This window comes from Oceanospirillum multiglobuliferum, assembly GCF_900167095.1.
In the GTDB taxonomy this organism is placed as follows: Bacteria; Pseudomonadota; Gammaproteobacteria; order Pseudomonadales; family Halomonadaceae; genus Oceanospirillum; species Oceanospirillum multiglobuliferum.
The window spans coordinates 109,878-131,462 of sequence record NZ_FUXG01000004.1; the positions used below are offsets into that span (position 1 = coordinate 109,878).

Here is a 21,585-nt window from a genome sequence, read left to right on the forward strand (position 1 = left end):
AATCCTGATAGAAAAAGCCGTCAAATTTAACTACTATTGTCTTTCGGAAGGAAGTGTAACTGTGGCGAAAGCCTCATTTCGATAACATCAAGATTGGAGCGACCCATGGCAGGGGTATTAGCAAGTGTAGATTCTCGAACCCAGCTAGTAGGTGAAAACCGCCTAGAGCTGCTGATGTTCCGTTTGCTCACAGGGCAGCTTTTTGCCATTAACGTATTTAAAATTCAGGAAGTGATGCGCCTTCCTGCTTTGTCTAATCTTCCTCATCATCATCCCTACGTTGTTGGTGTAACGCATTTGCGTGGACAGACTGTGACTGTTATCAACTTGAGTCAGGCTATCGGTATGCCTGCACTTAAGCCAACAGAAAACAGTAACTTGATTGTGACTGAGTACAATAATTCGATTCAGGCATTTTTGGTGGGTGGCGTTGATCGCATCATCAATATGAACTGGGATCAAATTATGCCACCACCACGCACCACAGGGCGTTCTCACTATTTAACGGCAATCACTCGTGTAGATGATCAAATTGTTGAGATTATTGATGTCGAGAAGGTGCTAGCTGAAATATCACCCTATACAATTACACTTGATACAGAAAGCATGGATGACCGTATTCTAAATGCCGCTAAGGATATGGAAATATTGATGGTAGATGATTCATCTACTGCGCGCAGCCAAGTAAAAGAAACCTTGAGTCAGCTGGGCATTACCATCCATGAATCACGTGATGGCCGTGAAGGACTTGACAAGCTGAAGGCATGGGCTGATGCAGGTGAAGACGTTCCAAGAAAGCTGTTAATGTTAATTACCGATGCTGAAATGCCAGAAATGGATGGCTATCGTTTAACGCGTGAAATTCGTGAAGACCCACGTCTGAAGGATCTATTTATTGTTCTGCATACTTCATTAAGCGGCAGTTTTAACAAGGCGATGGTACAAAAAGTAGGCTGCGATGATTTCTTGTCTAAATTCCAGCCCAAACAATTATTTGAAGTTGTCAGTCGTCGCATTGCCGATGTACAGGGCATCGAGTAGTCGCAAGCTTAATACCAGATCAAAAACCCCAGTTAAAAAGCTGGGGTTTTGCTGTATAAACCAATGTTGCTGACAGCAGAGACTGCTGTTGAAAATTAGTGCACACTTTCCATAGACACAACCCCGCACATTTATTGAGGTTGTACTCCACTTGCTTTTACGACTTGATCAGGAAGATTAGAAGCAGCCGCTAATACACCTAATGACACCAAGCTTTGATAGCTTGCCATCAGCTTATTCATCACCTGCTGGGCATTAGGGATTTGCTGGCTATTAATATGGAAATAAAGAGGAACGCGCTCTAGCGTGTACGAGTTAACCGCTTTTGCACTGCGCCCCAACTCTTTTTCACCCGCAGCGAAATTAACATCATAGAGCAAAGCATAATCAGCGCGATTAGCCTCTAACATTCTAATGGCACTACTAAAACTATCCACTTCAATCATAACAAGCTTATCCTGATTATGATCCAACCAAGATCTAAGCCCTCCGTAGCCATAACCCCTCATTACGACAACTTTTTTGCCTAACAAACTTTCTTTTGTTAGAGACTGCTTTTGGACTTGATGCGAATACAAGTTCAGAATCATTTCCGATACTGGGACGGGGCTAGACAGTATCGTACCAGATGCTTCTAGCAAGGGGTTTTTCACCAAAATACTGCTGTCGTACATCCCATCGGTTAGGGCTTTCATCACTCTTTTTGCGGGAATAATAGCGCCATCCCATCCAAAGCCAGCGTGCTCAACAATTAAAGCATAAAGCCGAACCAACTCACCAGAGGGCTTACCATCTGCATCTGCATAATAGTAAGGAGCGAACTTTGGCCCAGCTAAATTTAGCTTTAAAGGAGTGCCAGCCAAGCTTTGCATTGAAACTATCGTCAGTAGAAGAATGCCGAGAAATTTGACCAGTGAGTCTAAGCCTTTGCTCTTCACCATTGGAGTTCCCTCCCATTTAGGCTGCCAAAATTTATAAGCGGTATTAGATGACTATAAACAGATTTTGATTACAGAATACTAGCAAATTTTAACATATTGTACCGAAAACAGCTCAGCGAGTTAAAAAAGGGGGGCTACAACCTTGGTTTGAATTTTGCGGCCTGTACTTACGATACGCATACTAAACTTTTCAGAATAGCTATCAAACCGCCCTCTTACACGAGGGCAGTTTGCTTGATAAAACAGAAACTATTCTATTTTACCTGTTTCAAGGCGTTGCTTATGAATGGCTTGCAGTTTGTACAAATCTTGCTGCAATTCGAAGAAGCCATGCCAGTGGGCATAGTCCGGCGCTCCCATCATTGCACCATGACGCGCACGACGTCCTTCGTGGTGCCATAAGTGGTAGAACGTGATCTGGAACTCATCTGTCCAAGGATTATCTTTTAGTAAGCCTTTTTCTTTCAGCTCATCCAGCATTTTCTGCGCAGGTGCGTAGTACTCCACATTATACAGCTTGACTGCTTTGTCGCCTTGTTTGAAGAAGCCAGTTGTATGGGTGCTGCTGTGACAGGAGCTGCAAACTTGCTCCATTTTTTTACGACCTTCAACGCCATTACCAAGAAGCGGGCTCATCACATCGTCTGAGTTGCGCACTTTTGACTCTTTTGCCCACAAGTTCCAATACAGGCGCTCACTGATATTGTGGGTAGTGCTCAGCTCACCGATGCCACTCATGTGGCAAGTCGCGCAAGTAGGTGCTCGGTAATCACCCGGCTCCCATCCATCAGAAGGTGAGTCCCACTTCCAGTTATTGCCATCAGCATTGAATACGTGGCCATGTTTACTATTGTTGAACACCTCAATATCCGGATGGTCTGGGCCTAAGTGGCAAGACGCACAGGCCGCAGGCTTACGAGCCTCAGCAATTGAGAACTTGTGACGAGTATGACACGCCGCACAGTTGCCTGTTGAGCCATCGGGATAAATGTTACCCATACCTGCGTTTGGCCAAGTGGTTGGATCAGGTTTGCCTTCGGCATCCAGCTTGATCTTTGTGCCGTGGCATTGCATGCAGCCCGTTTCATCTGGTGCGTTGCCCAGTTCTTTATTATTGCGTCCCTCATGAAACTTCACTAAAGCATGTAGACTATCTTTAGGGATAATCTGATGATAAGAGCGGAAGTGGCCACTTTTGTTAAATTGCTCCTGTTCCTGAGAGTGGCAACGGCCGCAGGTTGCAGGGGAAACCAGTGGAGAGATATAAACGTTTTTCAGGTCGCCTTTGTTGTGTAACTGGGCATCAGGCTCGCCTTTTCTGGCTTGGTGACAGTCATTACAGCCTACGCCCACATGGCTATGGCGGCTGTCTTTCCAGTCGGCCACAATGCCTGGCTGCTCTTTTTGGTGGCAGCTAATACAGGCTTTATCCTCTTCACTTAAACCACGCTTAAAGTTAAGCGTCTTCACTTGGCTTAAGTCGATGCCTTTTGCCGCAGGTTCTTCTGCTTTGGCTGCATTGCTGGTGATTGCGATCAGCAGCATCAGCACAAACATCAGGCTATACCTGATCAAATGCTTTGTAATTAACATATTAACCCCTTTGTCATCATTTTATCCCATCCAATCACTGAGAGTTTTTCTCGCGAGCCATTGCCAGATGTCGCTTCATATCGTGATGACCGACTTGATGGCAATCGACACAAGATTTTTCGGTAGTGCCTTGGAAATAAGGTTTGTGAGCGACAAATTGTTTATTGTTGAGCTCAGAACCTGTCTGTAAGTTGTTGTGGCATTTCAGGCAGCCAGAGTCGTAAACATAGCGATTGGCATGTTCTAACTTTGCAATCCAGTCAACGTCTTCTGCTCCCAGTACATATTCTTTCCATACATCCCAAGCACCATTTTTAGCTTTCATATAGAGATAATTAACATAGTTGTCTTGGGGGAGATGGCAATCTGTACAGAGGGCTTGCACGCCTTTTGTTGATCGTCCGCCGTGAATGTCTTCTAGAAATGAGGCTTGCATGGGTTTCATGCTGTGGCAGCTGCCGCAAAAGGCTTGGTCTGATGTGGCGTGCAAGGCATAGTCAGTGCCCATCCAGCTCAAAACAACACCTAAGCCGATGGCAGATAGAACGGTTGCCAACATGATAAGAGAGCGTAGGCCTCTGTTTTTTCTACGTCTATTCAAAACAATACTCCCTTTGTGGGTATACCCGCAAAGAGTAGCGTTATGCTTTAACTTTCGCCAGAAAAGTTCATTTTTGCGCTCGAAAAAATATCTTTTTCTAGACCAAGGTCTATGTTTTGGCATTTTAATTCGAAACATTCACATGATTTTCGATTGGATGTCGTCTCGCTTATATAAAGCGATACATGATTAATGTTTTGTTTTTTTAATTGGTGTCATATAATGGCGAGCCTTTGATAGCAAAAGTCATCACAATTTGCTGATACTGCCTATTATATAGTAAAGGGTACACCTGCTTTCGGTGGGTGTTGTCTCAATTAACAGATTTGCTGCAACCTGCTAACAGCATGATACAAAACTGTCATCAGATTTATCTGAATCAGTGACATGGCTTGGCAGATTATAATAAAAGATCGGAGAGCATAGATATGACGCCCGAAGAACAGAATTTCATGCGTAAGATCGAAGCGGAAGAAAAGATCGAACCGAAAGACTGGATGCCTGATGCTTACCGCAAGAATCTGATTCGTCAGATTTCTCAGCATGCGCACTCTGAAGTGATTGGTATGCAACCAGAAGGTAACTACATTACTCGTGCACCTTCTCTACGCCGTAAAGCGGTACTGATCTCTAAGGTACAGGATGAAGCCGGACACGGTCTTTATCTTTACAGTGCAGCAGAAACACTGGGTATCTCGCGCTCAGAGATGATCGAGCAACTGCAAAGCGGTAAGGCGAAGTACTCCTCTATTTTCAACTATCCTGTATTGACTTGGGCAGACATTGCTGCAATCGGTTGGTTGGTAGACGGTGCTGCAATTGTTAACCAGGTTTCACTGCAACGCACCTCTTATGGCCCATATTCACGCGGCATGATTCGTATTTGTAAAGAAGAGTCTTTTCACCAGCGTCAGGGTTACGAAGCAATGTTGGCCTTGGCCAAAGGTTCTCCTGAGCAAAAAGCGATGGCACAGGATGCATTGAACCGCTTCTACTGGCCTGCGCTGATGATGTTTGGCCCACATGACTCTGACTCGGCACACTCGCAAAAGTCGATGGAGTGGAAGATCAAGCGTGAAACCAACGATGACTTGCGTCAGAAGTTTGTTGATCAAACCGTTAAGCAAATTGAGGTACTGGGTCTGGATCACCCTGATCAAGCGATCAAATGGAACGAAGCCCGTGGTCACTATGACAGTTCAGACCTGAACTGGGATGAGTTCTGGAGCGTGATCAATGGCAACGGCCACTGCAACCGCCAGCGCATTGAACACCATATTGCCGCTCATGACGAAGGTGAGTGGGTACGTGATGCCATCACTGCATATAACGAAAAGAAAAGAGCGAAAAAAGCTCAACAAGCAGCGTAAAGGGGAGAACAAAGATGTCTGTTACTGAAAAATTAGAACTATTTGAAGTGTTTGTCCGTTCAAAGCGTGGTCTTGATCACAAGCACGTTGGTAGCCTTCACGCTGAAGATCATGAGCAAGCCCTAGAGTATGCGCGTGATTGCTACACTCGCCGCAGCGAAGGTGTGAGCATTTGGGTGATCAAGTCTTCTGATATCTGCGCCTCACAAGAAGATGATGCAGATTGCTTCTATGATCCAAACGATGACAAGCCATATCGTCATGCCACTTATTACGTCCTACCTGACCCTGTAAACAACATGTAATACAGCGGTTTTTAATTGAGGTTAGGAGTGAAAATAATGAGTGAAGCAATTAAAGCGGCAACGCTTGAATACGCCACCCGCTTGGGTGATGACTCAGTGGTACTGGGTCACCGCATTTCAGAATGGATCAGCTATGGCCCATTTCTAGAAGAAGATATTGCCTATGGCAACGTCTCTCTCGACTATATTGGCCGTGCGCGCATGTTCTACACCTATGCAGCAGAGCTGGCGAATGATGGTCGCGATGAAGACGACTTCGCCTATATGCGTAATGATCGCGAATACCGCAACCTGCTGTTAATGGAGATGCCGAAAGGTGACTTCGCTTACTCTCAGGTGCGCCAACTGTTTGCAGATGTGTATTACACCTATGTGTTGCCAGAACTGTTGCAGTCAAAAGATGAGACTTTATCGGCAATTGCTGCGAAAGCGATCAAAGAAACCAAATACCACCTACGCCGTAGCCGTGACTGGGTACTGCGCCTTGGTGATGGCACTGAAGAGAGCCATAAGCGCACACAGAAAGCGGTCGACGCGCTGTGGGGTTACACCCATGAGCTGTTCGATATGGATGAAACAGAGCAGATGTTAGCTGACGCAGGCATCGCAGTTGATGTTTCAAAGCTGCGCGGTGCTTGGTTGGCGAAAGTCACCGAAATCCTAACGGAAGCGACTCTGACTGTACCTGCCGATGACTGGGCAGTACGCGGTGGTCGCGTGGGTTACCACACTGAAAACTTAGGCCATATGTTGACTGAGATGCAGATCGTGCATCGTTCATTCCCAGGTTGTAAGTGGTAACACTGCTCGATTGTGAGCAGAGGTTGTAATCCGTAATCGTGAATCCATAGGTAATGAGTCAATGACAGAAATCCCGCTGATGCCCGTTGAGCAATATGAGCGTCTACAACAGCGCAATGATGACCGTGTCAAAGCGCTTTGGGATCTTTTGGATGCCGTCACAGATCCAGAAGTTCCCGTCTTGACTTTGTGGGACTTGGGTGTGTTGCGCAATATTGAGCGTGATGGTGAGCAGGTGATTGTCACCATTACGCCCACGTACTCAGGCTGCCCTGCGATGAACACAATGGCAGACGACATCACTCAAACGCTGAAGGACGCTGGTTTTGATCAAGTACAAATCAAAACCGAACTGGCGCCTGCTTGGAGTTCTGAGTGGATGACTCAGGAAGGTCGCCGTAAGCTACGCAACTACGGCATTGCGCCACCTGAGGATGCTGAACTTGACGAAGATGGCTTAACGCCAGATGCGCATGCTCAGTGCCCACATTGTCGTTCTCGTAATACAAGACGGATTAGCGAGTTTGGCTCAACAGCCTGTAAGGCTTTGTTCCAGTGCAACGATTGCAACGAGCCGTTTGATTACTTTAAGAAGATCTAAGCGCGGATCGCCTTAGTGCTTCAAAAAATATAAAAGATATAGGTGACACCATGTCTGACACCCAGTTTTACACACTGAAAATTGCGGATGTGCAACCGGAAACGGACACCGCAATTTGTGTTAGCTTCGCGGTTCCGGAAGAACTGACAAGCAAATTCAAGTTTATCCAAGGCCAGTTTTTAACCTTGCGTGCAATGATTGATGGCGAAGATGTTCGTCGCTCTTACTCAATCTGCTCAGGCGTTAATGATGGTCATATGCGTGTGGGTATTAAACGTGTTGACGGCGGTAAGTTTTCAAACTACGCCAATGACCAGTTTAAACCGGGCATGTCTGTTGAAGTGATGCCGCCACAAGGTAGCTTTTATAGTGAACTGAATGCTGTTAACGCTAAAAACTACATGTGCATTGCAGCGGGTTCTGGTATCACGCCGATGATTTCTATCATGAAATCAGTGCTGGATATTGAACCTAATAGCAAGGTGACCTTGATCTATGGTAACCAGCGCAGCAACACTGTGATGTTCAAAGATGAGCTGAACTTCATCAAAAACCGTTACATGAGCCGCTTCCAGTGGATTAACGTAATGGATTATGAAGACCAAGGTGCCGATCTGCTGAATGGTCGTATTGATAACAAGAAAGGCTATGCTTTACAAAAAGCCGGCCTGATTGATATTAAGAGCACTGATGAAGCCTTCATTTGCGGCCCAGAAGCGATGATGACAGAAGTGTCTCGTGGTTTCCGTATGGAAGGTCTGGGCGAAGATCAGATTCACTATGAACTGTTCGCCAGCTCATCATCTGATGCTCAAGCCACGCTTGAGAAAGCGCAAGCGCGTGTAGCCCAGTATGGCGAAGATAAGACCAGTAAAGTCACCGTGATTGCAGATGGCCGTTCAGTGATGTTTGATTTGGCCACTGTGGGCCAGAACATTCTTGATGCGGGCTTGGATGCGGGTATGGATCTACCTTACTCCTGCAAAGGGGGCGTTTGCTCCACTTGTAAGTGTAAGCTGGTTAAAGGTGAAGTGGAGATGGATATCTCTCATGGCCTTGAAAAGCACGAAATTGATGCCGGCTACGTGTTGAGCTGTCAGGCTCACCCAATTACTGATGAAGTGGTATTGGACTTCGATCAGCGTTAGTCGCTCAGAAAACCTAAGCATAAAGGCTTGAGTTAAACTCAAGCCTTTATGTGACTACGACCCAAAAACGTTAGCTGCTACGCTAATAATCCTCTTTCAATATCTTGCCAAATATCCTCAACACCTTCTAAACCAATGGACAAACGTACTAAACCTTCTGATACGCCGTGAGCCAAACGCTGTTCAGGAGTATAGGTTGAATGAGTCATACTGGCTGGATGCTGGCACAAAGTTTCAGCATCACCTAGGCTTACCGCTCGTTTGATCATCTGTAGCTTATTCATGAAGCTTTTTCCTGCCTCTAGGCCACCTTTCAGCTCAAATGCCAGCATGCCACCGGAAAGGCTCATCTGCTGCTTTGCCAAATCATAATAAGGATCAGTTGGTAAGCCAGGGTAATATGTGACTTCAACAGCAGGGTGCTGCTGTAAACGCTCTGCAATAATTAAGGCGGTTTCACTATGACGCTGCATTCTCAGTTCAAGCGTTTTAAGGCCTCGCATAATTAGAAATGCCGTCATAGGTGCAATCACTGCCCCCGTCATATCTTTTAAACCTTCAAAACGAATACGCTGAATTGTTTCTGCATCACCAACCACAGCCCCCGCAATCAGGTCGCCATGACCACCTAAGTACTTGGTAGCAGAGTGAACGACTAGGTCAGCTCCCAGCATCAAAGGTTGCTGAATAGCAGGTGTGCAATAGGTGTTGTCAACAATCACTTTAATTTCTGAGTTAAAGCGATGTACTTCATCACTAATTTTTTGGATATCCATTACCCTTAGATTAGGGTTAACAGGCGACTCAAAGTACACCAACTTTGTATTTTCGTTTAAAGCAGCCGTTATTTCCTCTACATTGCAACAGTCAACATAAGACACCTCAATGCCGAACTTTTTCAGGCCGTGCTCTATTAGTGCAAAAGTACAACCATAAAGAGTCTTATCCGCAACAATATGATCACCTGCCGCAAGTAGCGTCCAGAAGGCAGCACTAATAGCTCCCATACCAGAAGCCGTAGCAAGTGCAGCCTCTCCCTCTTCTAAGTCAGCTAGTCGAGTTTCCAAAATAGATTGTGTCGGATTACCCAAACGAGAATAGATAGGCCCCTCTTCTTCACCAGCAAAACGTGCACCGCCTTGCTCAGCAGAATCGAAGGCAAAGGTTGAAGTCATATAAATAGGCGGCGTTAATGCACCATTCTCTGTATCAGAATCATAGCCAGAGTGGATTGCCCGTGTTGAAAAAGCTGCTTTAGGGGCTTTTGAACTGATGTTTTTCATAACTCACCTGTAGTTTTATTATTGTGTGATTACCTTATTTAAAGATTAGTGCAATTGGCTTGGACTTTTGCACCAATCAAAAAGCCCAAAACAGACCAATTTGATTACAATCACTCAATAATTCCGAATAATGACAAAAAAAAGCCAGCTTTCTTAGCAACACCTTCTAACGCAGATTAAAATACATATTTATCAGCTTAAAGCGTGACTGAAACGTATCCCAGTGTTGATGTGGTATGGTGATTGTCTTTATGATGTGCAACCGTCAATTGATCTTCTGTAATTGGCTGGCATTTGAATTTGTACAACTGTGAATAATCATTGAGTTAAACAAGGCTAACCGACTTGGCAGGGATTAATCTGTGAAGGGAAGGTCATGAGGATCCATGAAAACTCCGAAAAGAATCCAACCTTTGGTTGAAGACGGCCTTATAGATGAGGTCATTCGCCCGCTGATGAGCGGAAAAGAAGCAGCAGTTTATGTTGTGCGGTGCGGAGACGAGATCCGTTGCGCCAAGGTCTATAAAGAAGCCAGTAAACGCAGCTTTAAAAAAGCTACGTTATATCAAGAGGGCCGAAAAGTACGTAGCGGGCGTCGAGCTCGCGCAATGGAAAAAGGCACTAAGTTTGGCCGCGATCAACAAGAAGCTGAGTGGCAAAATGCGGAAGTAAATGCCTTATATCGGTTAGCTGATGCGGGGGTGCGTGTGCCTGTACCTTTTGGCTGCTTCGATGGTGTATTACTGATGGAGTTAATCACCGATGAATCAGGGCAAGTTGCGCCTCGCTTAAACGATGTGTCTATGTCTGTAGAGCAAGCCGAAGAAGATCATGCATTGATGATGCATTACATCTGGCTGATGCTGTGTGCAGGCTTAGTTCATGGTGACCTTTCCGAGTTTAATGTACTGGTTGATGAATATGGTCCAGTCATTATTGATTTACCACAGGCCATTGATGCAGCCGCAAACAACCATGCTAAATGGATGCTGTCACGGGATGTTAGTGCCATTACCACTTATTACAGTCAATTTGCTCCACATTTAGCAAAAACACAATATGCAAAAGAGATGTGGGCATTATTTGAAGCAGGGGAGATCAATCCTGATACCGAGCTGACAGGAGAGTTTACCGAAGAAGATGAAGTAGCGAATGTTGATTCAGTTTTAGAGGAGATTAAAGCCGTACTTGCTGAGGAAGCCTTTCGTCAATCGGTTAGAGAAGCAGAGGAGTTCTAATTCCTCTGCCAGTATACACCGCGCCATAAAATCGTTTTAGTAGTGTTCACTCACTTTCAGAAGCAGTAGAGACGTCACCAGATGACTCTGCTGCTAACTTTTCCCGTTCTGCTTTCGAGATATAGCGCTCTTTATTATTACCGACCAATTTGGCATTAGCTTTTTTGGCACGGGCTTTCAGAATCTGATTAATCTTCTTTTTTCGGTTCATTACGATACCAATTGCATTCAGTAATTATGAAGCGCTGATTGTATAGACTATAAGGATCAATTACCAAAAATAGCAGACTAGAACGAAACACTAAGTTTAGCTGCCAGCCTTACCTGCAAAATAGTCTTTTAGCATTGCGTTACAATGGAAAGTTGATCTCAAAACAACACCCTTTCCCCACTTCACTACGGCAAGAAATAGTGCAAGTCATGATGCCGATGCAAGTCTGATTCACATGTAAATCATTAATCTGCTCACCATCAGTACTAAAGCCGAAACAAGAATATCGAGCAAAAACCAACAGCTTGACCAAGCTGTTGGTTTTGATGAAGCTCCACAGGCATTAAAATACAGTCAAATGTGATCAAAGCTGAATACTTTGGTACTGAGTCGTTATACCCAGCCCAATAAATCATGTACAAAAAAGATGATCACTTCGACTGCAATCAACCAAATTACAATCCACTCTAAGTTTGATGAGTGGCGGTGGTTTTGTTCATCTGCCAACATGTCAAATAGCTCATGTAGCACCTCTAGGCGTTTATTCAGGACTAAAATACGCTGTGATATCTCTAAATAATTCGCCAATGTCTTATAAATTGGCTCAACTTCAACATACTCCCAAAATACTTCAGGTGTATCTAGCAGATCATACCGCAAATTGATATCCATACGATGGATATGTAGTTGCCCCCGCATCTTGGCAATCTCTTTACGACTCAAAGAGGTGTGGCCAGTATTTTTGATCTGTTTTGGTAAGTAAGCTGTATCCGCTAAAATTTGTGCAGTTGAACCTTCAAATTGCATCAGTTTAACGGACTGTGCGAGAGCATGTGATACCGCCATTTTTTCTAAGACATCTCCAGTGGAGAGGATAAATGTATCATTGCTCACTCTAAACTGCGGTTGTCCCAGCTCAAACTGAAAGTGGTCCTCATTAGAGGGGGTTAATAAAGTGCCGCAATGAGGTTTTATCTCGTCAAGTAACTTTGCGGTTGCGTCGTAGCCTAACCCCCACAGCACAATAACACCGAAAGGAAAAATAAAAGCTTCGCCTTCACCTGCTTCAGCACAAATTAAATCTCGATAAAGGGTTAAGCGATAGCGACTTTCCAGCACAGGTCTCAGCTCCATCATATTGATGGATTCTGCAATACCTATTGCTCGACAGCTGGTTTGGAAGTGCGAAAAATCGGTGGGTATGACTTCATTTAAAACAGCCAATTCAGATGACATGATCCATTCCTAAAAGACACAGTAGTGCGGCTAGTCGATTACTCTAATGTATAACTAAGACATAGGCATTAAGATTTATGCTGGGCTTGAGCTAACAATTTGAATAAATATAAGAAAAAGTATGACTCTAGGCGCTAAACTCTTAAAATAATCTATATTCGCGACTCACCTAGTGGACAGGTTAACAATTATGCCTAATAAGAGCGCCAATCCTGCTTTAGCAATTTTGGACAAACTTAATGATATCGGCATCGCTCTATCAGCTGAAAAAGATACGGATAGCCTGCTAGAGTTGATTTTGGTAAGCGCAAAATCACTTACAGGTGCTGATGGTGGGACACTTTATCTGTTTAATGAGCAGGATCACACCTTGGAGTTTAAAATTGTAAGAACAGACTCTCTAGGTATTAAGTTGGGCGGAAAAACTGGGGCTCCTATCAATGAGAACTTTCGGCCTCTCCGGCTTTATTTAGAAGATGGTACGCCTAATCGTCAAATGATAGCTGCATGCGCGGCACTCACCTCTGCGACGATTAACATTCCAGATGCGTACGAGGTAACTGATTTTGACTTCTCTGGTACGAGAAAATTTGATCAGCACACAGGCTATCGCTCAAAGTCTTTTCTAACGGTTCCAATGCTGAATCATGAAAACGATATCATGGCCGTACTACAACTACTAAATAAAATTGATGAGGACGATAATAGCGTTATAGCATTCTCAGAGCAGGATCAGAAACTAGCAGAGTCTCTTGCATCCCAAGCCGCAGTTGCCCTGACTAACAAAAGGCTGATTGATGAGCTTCAATCGCTCTTTGATTCTTTTATCAAGTTAATCGCAACTGCAATTGATGAAAAATCACCCCACACAGGCAATCACTGCCGCCGAGTACCAGAAGCCACCATGATGCTTGCGGAAGCGGCTAGTGTCAGTACCAATGAATATTTCAAACAGTTTAAGATGGATGAAACAGATCGTTACGAGCTTAAGGTGGCTTCTTGGCTACATGATTGCGGAAAAATAACGACGCCAGTCCATGTTATTGAAAAATCTACCAAACTTGAGACTATTCATGATCGCATAGAGTTGGTTTCTGCCCGTTTTGAGATTATTCGTAGAGATATGGAAATATCTATGCTGAAACAACGACTAGCGGCGGTAGAAAAAGGTGAAACTGATCACAGTTCTATCATTAATAATTACCAATTATTGATGCAGTCTCTGTCAGAGGATCACGCTTATGTTAAAAAGTGCAATACTGGTGGTGAGTTCATGGGAGATGAGCAAGTTGCTAGAGTTGAGTCCATTGCAGAGCTACAGTGGACTGATTTTGATGGAAACTCCAACCCGCTAATTAATAAAGACGAACTAAAAAATCTAACGGTTCGTAAAGGGACAATTACGGCAGAAGAGCGAGAGATTATCAATAACCACATGGTGCTAACCATCAGAATGTTGGAACAATTGCCATTTCCAAAGCACTTACGCAGAGTACCAGAGTATGCAGGTGGGCATCATGAGAGAATGGATGGTAAAGGCTATCCAAAGGGATTAACTAGAGACGAAATGTCAATACCGGCTCGTATTATGGCTGTAGCGGACGTCTTTGAGGCGCTCACCTCGACAGATCGCCCTTACAAAAAACCGATGCCAGTAAAACAGGCGCTTACCATTATGGGAAGAATGGTTGAAGAGAATCATTTAGACCCAGATATTTTTAGACTATTTGTTCAAGATAAAGTTTATTTGCAATACGCTTACAAATTCCTACAGCCAGAGCAAATAGAAGAAGTCAACCCAAAAGATCTGCCTGGTATGACTTACATTTTGCCATTTTCGGCTTCACGATAAAGGACAGCTCTATGTGGGTATCTATTTTAGGTTGTAGTGGCGGTATTGGTCCTGGTAATCGCACCACATCCATTCTCATTGATGATGATATTCTGTTGGATGCAGGTAGTGGAGTTGGCGACTTACAACTACAACAGATGTGTAAAGTGAAGCACATTTTTATTTCACATTCTCATTTAGATCATATCGCGTTTTTACCCTTTCTAGTTGATAGTATTTTCAGTCAGATTGAAGAGCCTATACAGGTTTATGGGCTGCCTGAAACAATTGATGCTTTGAAAAAACATGTTTTTAACTGGGTTATCTGGCCTGACTTTTCAGAGCTTCCAAACAAAGATCGGCCCGTTATGGCTTTCAATGTTATTCAGCCTAATCAGAGTATTAAAATAAAAAAACGCACTATTCAGGCCGTTGCTGTTGACCATGTTGTACCAGGCTTAGGCTATATTGTTACAAATGAGGCAGGACGAACATTTGCCTTCAGTGGTGACACCGCAACCAATGATAGTTTATGGGAGGCATTAAATAATCTGCCCTCACTTGATACGCTAATGATTGAATCAGGTTTCCCAAATAGCCATGAAGCGCTCGGTAAATTGGCTAAACACTATACTCCTAATACCCTTGCCAAAGACTTGTGCAAACTAAAACATAAGCCTCATTTATTAATTTCTCATCTTAAACCTGGGATGGAAATCATGATTTCAGAACAGCTCCACAAGGTATTAAACGGTTATCAGCTTACCTGCATCAAAAGCGGAGATAGTATAAATATTGACTGATGCACTGCAATTCCCAGAGGGCGCATTCAATGACTAAAGCAAGCGCGCGTCGTTTACAAGCTGGCACAGTCATATTTTTAACTGTCTGCACGTTAATGACAATACTGCACTTCTTGGGGGGGGGGCAACGCTTAGAATGGATTACTTACGATCATAGATACAAAGTGTTTAGAGCCGACAAAAAAGCCCATGATGACATCGCAATTATTTTAATAGATGAATCTTCGTTACAAGCAATGGCTCCGCTAGTAGGAAGATTCCCTTGGCCACGAACGGTGTATACAGACCTGCTTGAGTTTTTGAACTACGCGGAACCTAAAGCTATTCTTTTCGATATTTTATTCACAGAGCATCAGAATGCGAAAAATAGTATTGAGCAAGAAGATGATTTGAGCTTTGCTATTGCAACTGCAAGTACAGGTTCAGTATATCATGCGGCTCAAATTATGGCTGTAGCAGAGGATGAAAGAAAAGACAAAATGCTTGACAGGCCGTTACCAGACGCTTTTAAACAGCAATTTGGCTTTGAGCTAAATGAAAAATTAAGCACTGATCTTAGAACTAATAATTACGCCCTACCTTACACAGATCTATATTCAGGCTCTAGAGGGATTGGCTCCGTTGATATGAAATCAGATGCTGATGGAATCTACCGAACAGTTCATCCTTTTAGAATTTATCAGGACAAAGCACTACCTAGTCTAGGCTTTGCTGCTTTTGTTAATAGAGATACAACTATAAGGCGAAATGAGAACTCTCTTACTCTTGATGATATCCAAATCCCATTGTTAAATAACGGTGAATACCCCGTTCATATGGTAGGAAAATTTAATACTTATTCTTTTGGTGGATTGATGGCGTCCTTGCAGCAGATTAGGCAAGGTAATGTTGATAATTTAATTGTTGATCCTAGAGAGTTTACTAACAAAATCATTTACATTGGCGCTAGTGCCGTGGGCCTTGAGGATATAAAGGCCACTCCAGTGTTGTCTCAGGCACCGGGGGTCATGATTCACGCATCTATTACTAGCAATATTTTAGAACGTGATTTTTTAGAGCCTGCATCGCCACAAGTCTCTTACATCTTGATCTTACTATTTGCATTATTGGCAAGCGCCAGTGTACTTTACTTCTCTGTTTTCAGCCTGCAAATCTTACTACCAGCGGTGCTAGCCGTAAGTTATGTTGGTTTTGTTTATTGGCAGTTCTCAATTGGTGAACTCTACAATCTAATAAGCCCTGTCATAACTATCATTCTTGCAAGTGGTTTGAGCTTGGTTTTTTTGACTTTCACTGAAGGTAGAGATAAACAACGGGTACGTAAAATGCTTTCTCAGTATGTCTCACCAGCCATTCTAACCGAGTTAATTGATAAAACAGATGAGTTGGCTAAAGCTGATATAGGGACAGTCGAGAATCTTACTATATTGTTTTCTGACATTCGAGGTTTTACAAGTATTTCAGAGAACCTTGATGCAAGCCAAGTAGTTGATCTGCTTAATATTCATCTAGGCTCCATGAGTGATGTTATTTTTGATTACAATGGCACTCTAGATAAATTTATTGGTGATGCCATCATGGCATTTTGGGGCGCCCCCATTAGGATTGCAAATCATCCTGATCAAGCTGTTCAATGTGCTTTAGCAATGGTAAGAGAGTTAACTAAGGTTAACGAAAAGCTGAATGCTAAAGGTTATAAGAGTATCAATGTAGGTATAGGCCTTCACACTGGTGATGTTGTTCTGGGAAATATTGGTTCCAGCAAAAAACTGGACTACACGGTAATTGGCGATAATGTCAATTTGGCTTCACGAATGGAGGGCTTAACGAAGAATTATCGCTGCGAAGTACTTATTACAGAAGATACAGTCAGGGCATTCCAATCCCCAATGCCTTGCATCAAAGTTGATTTGGTTCGAGTTAAAGGTAAGCAACATCCAACTGCAGTCTATATACCGACAGACATTGCAGAACTGAACGAAATAGAATTAGCCCAAGCATGGCAACAGCAGCAGAATAGTGAAGTCGCCTTTGAATATTATCTAGCACGAGATTGGGACAGAGCAATTGAGTTGTTCAAAACCATCCGGCACTTACCTGCAATTGATGATTTGATTGAGCGCTGTAATCACTACAAAGCTATCTCTCCGGATATGGACTGGGATGGTGTGCATACGATGAATACGAAATAATCCCATTCGTCATTAATATAGATGATGTAGCTAGGAGATAGAACATGACCCCCTCACGCTTGTTAGTACTTCTACTTATATTGAGCTCAGCATGGACAAATAGTCTATTCGCAGCAGAAACATATTATGTGCAAAGCCAAAAAGCAGACTTGCTAGCTAAACCCAAATTTAGTGCCGAGAAATTGCAGAAGCTTGTACAAGGTACAGCCGTACAGCTATTACAAATCAATGGTAATTGGATGCAAGTCAGTGTTGATCAAAAAGTAGGTTGGTTATCTAAGCTACTGCTGAAAAAACATCCTCCACTTACACGTGTGTCCGTGTTGGATCGATCTGACACTGAGCTAAAAGACAGTGTTCGGCGTAGGTCTTCATCTATCGTAACTGCAGGAGCAGCTCGTGGATTGACCAGTGAAGAGCGCAGTCGAATTCACCAAGACAATACCGCTAATTACTTCGCATTGAAAAAACTTGAGCAATTTACAATTAGTCAATCTGAATTGCGGCAGTTTGCACTCACCTTGGAGAATGCGCAATGAGGGCACCTCGTTTATTGATATTATCTTCTCTCGTGGCCGCAAGCTTGCTTAGTGCTTGCGCTTCAGACAGCAGCATCAGAGAAGCAAGGCAGCGCTCAGATCAGCAATATGCCCAGTCTTCTATTTCAGAAGAAGATGTAACAGCTGAAATTCAATTTGGCCGAGAATTAGCTGCAAGGATTCTTGCTCGTTATCAAATGAGTAATGATCAGGAACTAATACGCTACCTCAATTTAGTAGGTAAAAATATAGCCTCGCATTCTGATCGCCCTGAGCTGAACTTTCACTTCACCGCGATTGTATCTGACGAAATTAATGCTTACGCTGCCCCTGGAGGTTACATCTTTGTAACTACAGGAGCTATTAAAGAAATGAGAGATGAGGCTGAGTTAGCGGCTGTATTGGCGCACGAAATTGGCCATGTTACTGAAAAGCATATTGTGAGAGCCATTGGTATCAAGGGTGCAGATTCAAGTGCGCTGAGCGGTATATCTAAGCTGTTAGGGGCGTCTAATGACCCTAGTCGAGTAGCATTCTCACAGGCAATGGATAAAGCGCTTAATTACCTCTTTGAGAATGGTTTGCAGGCTGAGGATGAATATCAAGCTGATAGCACAGGCACACTCCTTCTAACACAAACAGGCTATGATCCTACAGCGTTGCAACGCTATCTTGATAGAGTCAAAAAACAGCGTAAGCAACTCAACATAGTCAATAAAACCCACCCTTCTTTTGATTCAAGATTAGTGCGTATAGACCAGTTATTGACAATGGAAGCACTTAGCTCAGAGCCGAACAAAGTTTATACGCAGCGCTTTAATGCTCAGACCAAATTTTAATTTACAGGTTTTACTGTTATGAAAAAAACACTTATCGCCGCTGCAACACTGGGCAGTTTAGTCTTTACCCCACAACTGCTGGCTGATCAAGAGCATTACGTCAACCTATTACTGGGTGGTCGAGCAATGGGAATGGGAGGAGCTTATACCGCAATTTCAGACGATCCTGCTGGTTTATTCTATAATCCTGCGGGCATTGTTTATGCCCATAGCGCAAATCTATCCGCAAGTGTGAACGCCTTTCGTTACTCAAGTAAAACCTATGAAAGAGTTCTGTCCGGAGGAATTGACTGGAGCCGTGAAAGCTCAGGTTTAGTCCCTAACTATTTTGGGGTAACGCAGCCATTTGGGCCTTTTACAGTAGGTTTTTCTTATGCTGTAACAGACTCCTCCGAAGAGGATCAAGCGCAAACGTTCAAAAATCTCAACAACGGTGTAGAGGTATTCACAATCAACGTGAATGAATCTAATTCCGTGAATAAAATTGGCCCATCAATTGCTTACCAGGCCAATGAAAACTTTGCCATAGGTTTAACGTTGTACTTACATATGCGCGATTCCAAAACCATTGTGAATCAATATGTACAGCTACCAAATAATACAACTGCTGGAGCACCCAACAATAAAACAGAATGGATCAATACCTACTCTAAAAACAAGGAGTATGGCGTTACACCTAAGCTAGGTGTTATTTGGAGTCCAACAGATAAATTGGCTTTAGCTGCAACTTATAGTCAAAACTTTGTTATTAATTCTAGTGGCTACTCGCAGCAAACTTGTTTGGCCTCTTATGGTAATGCCGCAGTTGGTACTAATGGTTATAATAAATTTTGTGACCCTGCTATAGCCTACGCTCAGCAATCGGCGGGAGAAACTAGCAATACCCATAGCGAAGATCCATTTGAGTTACGCTTTGGTAGTGCCTACTTTGCAACCAATAGTTTATTGCTTTCTGCTGATCTGAGCTATCATTCCGAGGTTTCAGGAAAGTTAAGTGTGGTGAACTTTGCGGGTGGAGCAGAATATTACACCTCACCAGAGTTGGCCATTCGTGCCGGCATATTCAGTAATATGTCAAATGCCCCCACACCAACAACAAGCAATACATCTGAAAAAGTTGATTATTTTGGCGGTGCATTTAGTCTCACTCGCTTTAATAAAAACTCATCTGTTTCAGGTGGTATTAATTTTCAATATGGTACAGGCACATCTAGCGCTGTTGCATCTGGGCGAATCGTTGATGTTAGCTCCTTGGATATGACCTTTTTCCTATCTACAGCTTACTCATATTAATATGAATACTGCTAAGTAAACACTGAGCAAGTTCCTAAGCTCTATCTAGACAACTTGTTTAGTGTGTTAATAATAAAACTGATTTCCTGGCCCCCCCAATAGTTGGATATCCAATATTGGGGGGTTGTTTTTTTATGACAATGGATAACCGTTTGCTCAAAGTACGATTGTTTTAAATATCTAAAACCTAGGCTAGATACTCGCATATTTTGCACCAATGTAAATTGTAAACTCAGGAGACTCTATGGTCTGCAAAACCTTGATGATTCAAGGCACTACCTCTGATGCTGGAAAAAGCGCAGTTGTTACTGGATTGTGTCGCTTATTAGCCCGTCGTGGAATTAAGGTTGCACCATTTAAGCCACAAAATATGGCACTAAACAGTGCTGTAACAGTGGATGGTGGAGAGATTGGCCGCGCGCAAGCCGCGCAGGCACAAGCTTGCTTTCTAGAACCTCACACCGATATGAATCCAGTTTTGCTAAAGCCTAACTCTGATACTGGTGCGCAGGTGATTATACAAGGTAAGGCCATTACCAATATGGAGGCCAAGGTTTACCACGACTATAAAACTGTGGCGATGGCTGCTGTGCTAGATAGTTATCAGCGCTTACAGTCTCAATATGATGTGATTATTGTTGAAGGCGCAGGCAGCCCTGCTGAGATTAATTTACGTGACCGTGATATTGCCAATATGGGCTTTGCAGAAGCGGTAGACTGCCCCGTGCTAATTGTGGCTGATATTGATCGCGGTGGTGTTTTTGCACATCTAACGGGGACGTTAATGTTGCTGTCTGAATCAGAACAGGCTCGGGTGAAAGGCTTTATCATTAACCGCTTTCGTGGCGACATTAAACTGCTGCAGCCCGGTAACGATTGGCTTGAGAGTTATACCAATAAACCTGTACTTGCAGTTCTGCCTTATCTGCACGGTTTGTGCTTAGAAGCTGAAGATGGTGTTAATAGCGCTCCTGATCGTTCAAGTGTTAAAGGTGCGATTAAAGTGGTGGTGCCTGTAACTCCGCGTATCAGTAATCATACTGACTTTGACCCTCTGCGTCAGCATCCTCAAGTTGATTTTCATTTTATACTTCAAGGTCAAACACCACCGCCTGCTGACTTGGTAATATTGCCCGGTAGTAAAAGTGTGCAAGCTGATTTGAGCTGGCTGAAAGAACAGGGATGGGAGCCTTATCTGCAAAAACATCTACGCTATGGTGGTAAGCTTCTAGGCATTTGTGGTGGCTGGCAGATGTTGGGGGCAAAAATCCATGATCCTAATGGTATTGAAGGCACTGCGGGCACTGTTGATGGACTGGGCTATTTTGCGGTAGAAACAACATTAATGCCTGAGAAACAGCTTATTAATCGGATAGGACAACTTTTGCTGAACAATCATGTAGTACCTGTAAAAGGTTATGAAATTCATGCAGGCGTTACTCAGAATAATAGCGAAATAGCGGCTATGTTACAGTTTTCAGACGCTGTTGATGGTGCAATTTCAGAAGATAATCAAGTCGCAGGTTGTTATCTGCATGGCTTATTTGACCAAGCGGAGGCATGCCAAGCTATTTTGACATGGGCAGGGCTGCAAGATGCAGAGTACTTTGATATTCAAGCTCTGCATGAAGATGCGATAGACCGAATAGCTGATACGATAGAGCAGCATTTTGATCTCACTCAACTTGCCAGTATGGTTGGTCATCCACTGACCTAATG

General features: G+C 43.5%; 20 protein-coding genes. 14 read left to right on the plus strand and 6 right to left on the minus strand.

Annotated elements, in window-relative coordinates:
* Window positions 1–105: 105 nt before the first annotated feature.
* Window positions 106–1,041 carry a chemotaxis protein CheV gene (locus B5D26_RS04330; RefSeq protein WP_078744469.1) on the plus strand — a complete coding sequence of 312 codons (936 nt, stop codon included), beginning with the start codon at window positions 106–108 and terminating at the stop codon, window positions 1,039–1,041.
* Window positions 1,042–1,172: 131 nt separating this feature from the next.
* Here B5D26_RS04330 and B5D26_RS04335 read toward each other — a convergent pair whose 3' ends face one another.
* The 3 genes from B5D26_RS04335 to B5D26_RS04345 all read right to left on the minus strand — a co-directional run bounded on the left by B5D26_RS04335 (window position 1,173) and on the right by B5D26_RS04345 (window position 4,176).
* Window positions 1,173–1,982 carry a substrate-binding periplasmic protein gene (locus B5D26_RS04335; RefSeq protein WP_078744470.1) on the minus strand — a complete coding sequence of 270 codons (810 nt, stop codon included), beginning with the start codon at window positions 1,980–1,982 and terminating at the stop codon, window positions 1,173–1,175.
* A 249-nt stretch (window positions 1,983–2,231) separates the two neighbouring features.
* Window positions 2,232–3,575 (minus strand): multiheme c-type cytochrome, encoded by a 1,344-nt coding sequence (locus B5D26_RS04340; RefSeq protein ID WP_169917379.1) that lies wholly within the window; start codon window positions 3,573–3,575, stop codon window positions 2,232–2,234.
* 34 nt (window positions 3,576–3,609) lie between these two features.
* Window positions 3,610–4,176, minus strand: a complete 567-nt coding sequence (locus tag B5D26_RS04345) for a cytochrome c3 family protein (protein ID WP_234985182.1) — start codon at window positions 4,174–4,176, stop codon at window positions 3,610–3,612.
* Between the two features lie 428 nt (window positions 4,177–4,604).
* On the opposite strand from B5D26_RS04345, the gene paaA reads away from it, so the two are divergent.
* From paaA to paaE, 5 genes are all read left to right on the plus strand, one after another.
* Window positions 4,605–5,546, plus strand: coding sequence for a 1,2-phenylacetyl-CoA epoxidase subunit PaaA (paaA, locus tag B5D26_RS04350; protein WP_078744472.1), 942 nt, complete (start codon window positions 4,605–4,607; stop codon window positions 5,544–5,546).
* Window positions 5,547–5,560: 14 nt separating this feature from the next.
* On the plus strand, window positions 5,561–5,851 hold the full coding sequence (paaB, locus tag B5D26_RS04355) for a 1,2-phenylacetyl-CoA epoxidase subunit PaaB (RefSeq protein WP_078744473.1): 291 nt from the start codon (window positions 5,561–5,563) through the stop codon (window positions 5,849–5,851).
* A gap of 36 nt (window positions 5,852–5,887) precedes the next feature.
* Window positions 5,888–6,652: a 1,2-phenylacetyl-CoA epoxidase subunit PaaC gene (paaC, locus tag B5D26_RS04360; protein WP_078744474.1), complete on the plus strand. Its 765-nt coding sequence runs from the start codon at window positions 5,888–5,890 to the stop codon at window positions 6,650–6,652.
* A 61-nt stretch (window positions 6,653–6,713) separates the two neighbouring features.
* The gene (gene paaD / locus B5D26_RS04365; RefSeq protein ID WP_078744475.1) at window positions 6,714–7,253 is read left to right on the plus strand and encodes a 1,2-phenylacetyl-CoA epoxidase subunit PaaD; all 540 of its coding nucleotides are present in this window, start codon (window positions 6,714–6,716) and stop codon (window positions 7,251–7,253) included.
* Between the two features lie 50 nt (window positions 7,254–7,303).
* Entirely contained in the window at window positions 7,304–8,401 is a 1,098-nt protein-coding gene (gene paaE / locus B5D26_RS04370; RefSeq protein WP_078744476.1) for a 1,2-phenylacetyl-CoA epoxidase subunit PaaE, read from the plus strand.
* 77 nt (window positions 8,402–8,478) lie between these two features.
* Here paaE and megL read toward each other — a convergent pair whose 3' ends face one another.
* Entirely contained in the window at window positions 8,479–9,684 is a 1,206-nt protein-coding gene (megL, locus tag B5D26_RS04375) for a methionine gamma-lyase (protein WP_078744477.1), read from the minus strand.
* A 386-nt stretch (window positions 9,685–10,070) separates the two neighbouring features.
* Between megL and B5D26_RS04380 the strand changes: the two genes are divergently transcribed.
* Complete coding sequence (locus B5D26_RS04380; RefSeq protein ID WP_078744478.1) at window positions 10,071–10,922, plus strand: PA4780 family RIO1-like protein kinase; 852 nt, start codon at window positions 10,071–10,073, stop codon at window positions 10,920–10,922.
* Between the two features lie 46 nt (window positions 10,923–10,968).
* Here B5D26_RS04380 and B5D26_RS04385 read toward each other — a convergent pair whose 3' ends face one another.
* Together B5D26_RS04385 and B5D26_RS04390 are read right to left on the minus strand one after the other, a co-directional pair.
* The gene (locus B5D26_RS04385; protein WP_078744479.1) at window positions 10,969–11,133 is read right to left on the minus strand and encodes a DUF2986 domain-containing protein; all 165 of its coding nucleotides are present in this window, start codon (window positions 11,131–11,133) and stop codon (window positions 10,969–10,971) included.
* A 393-nt stretch (window positions 11,134–11,526) separates the two neighbouring features.
* The gene (locus B5D26_RS04390; RefSeq protein ID WP_078744480.1) at window positions 11,527–12,369 is read right to left on the minus strand and encodes an RMD1 family protein; all 843 of its coding nucleotides are present in this window, start codon (window positions 12,367–12,369) and stop codon (window positions 11,527–11,529) included.
* A 190-nt stretch (window positions 12,370–12,559) separates the two neighbouring features.
* On the opposite strand from B5D26_RS04390, the gene B5D26_RS04395 reads away from it, so the two are divergent.
* From B5D26_RS04395 to B5D26_RS04425, 7 genes are all read left to right on the plus strand, one after another.
* Entirely contained in the window at window positions 12,560–14,221 is a 1,662-nt protein-coding gene (locus tag B5D26_RS04395; protein ID WP_078744481.1) for an HD family phosphohydrolase, read from the plus strand.
* A gap of 11 nt (window positions 14,222–14,232) precedes the next feature.
* Entirely contained in the window at window positions 14,233–15,003 is a 771-nt protein-coding gene (locus tag B5D26_RS04400) for a 3',5'-cyclic-nucleotide phosphodiesterase (protein ID WP_078744482.1), read from the plus strand.
* Between the two features lie 29 nt (window positions 15,004–15,032).
* On the plus strand, window positions 15,033–17,195 hold the full coding sequence (locus B5D26_RS04405) for an adenylate/guanylate cyclase domain-containing protein (protein WP_159445588.1): 2,163 nt from the start codon (window positions 15,033–15,035) through the stop codon (window positions 17,193–17,195).
* Window positions 17,196–17,239: 44 nt separating this feature from the next.
* Entirely contained in the window at window positions 17,240–17,734 is a 495-nt protein-coding gene (locus B5D26_RS04410; protein WP_078744484.1) for an SH3 domain-containing protein, read from the plus strand.
* A complete protein-coding gene (locus tag B5D26_RS04415) occupies window positions 17,731–18,573 on the plus strand; it encodes a M48 family metalloprotease (protein ID WP_078744485.1) in 843 nt (280 codons plus the stop codon). Before B5D26_RS04410 ends, B5D26_RS04415 begins: the two co-directional genes overlap by 4 nt.
* Before the next feature lie 18 nt (window positions 18,574–18,591).
* On the plus strand, window positions 18,592–19,866 hold the full coding sequence (locus tag B5D26_RS04420) for an OmpP1/FadL family transporter (protein ID WP_078744486.1): 1,275 nt from the start codon (window positions 18,592–18,594) through the stop codon (window positions 19,864–19,866).
* 244 nt (window positions 19,867–20,110) lie between these two features.
* Window positions 20,111–21,583 carry a cobyric acid synthase gene (locus B5D26_RS04425; protein ID WP_078744487.1) on the plus strand — a complete coding sequence of 491 codons (1,473 nt, stop codon included), beginning with the start codon at window positions 20,111–20,113 and terminating at the stop codon, window positions 21,581–21,583.
* The last annotated feature ends 2 nt before the right edge of the window (window positions 21,584–21,585 follow it).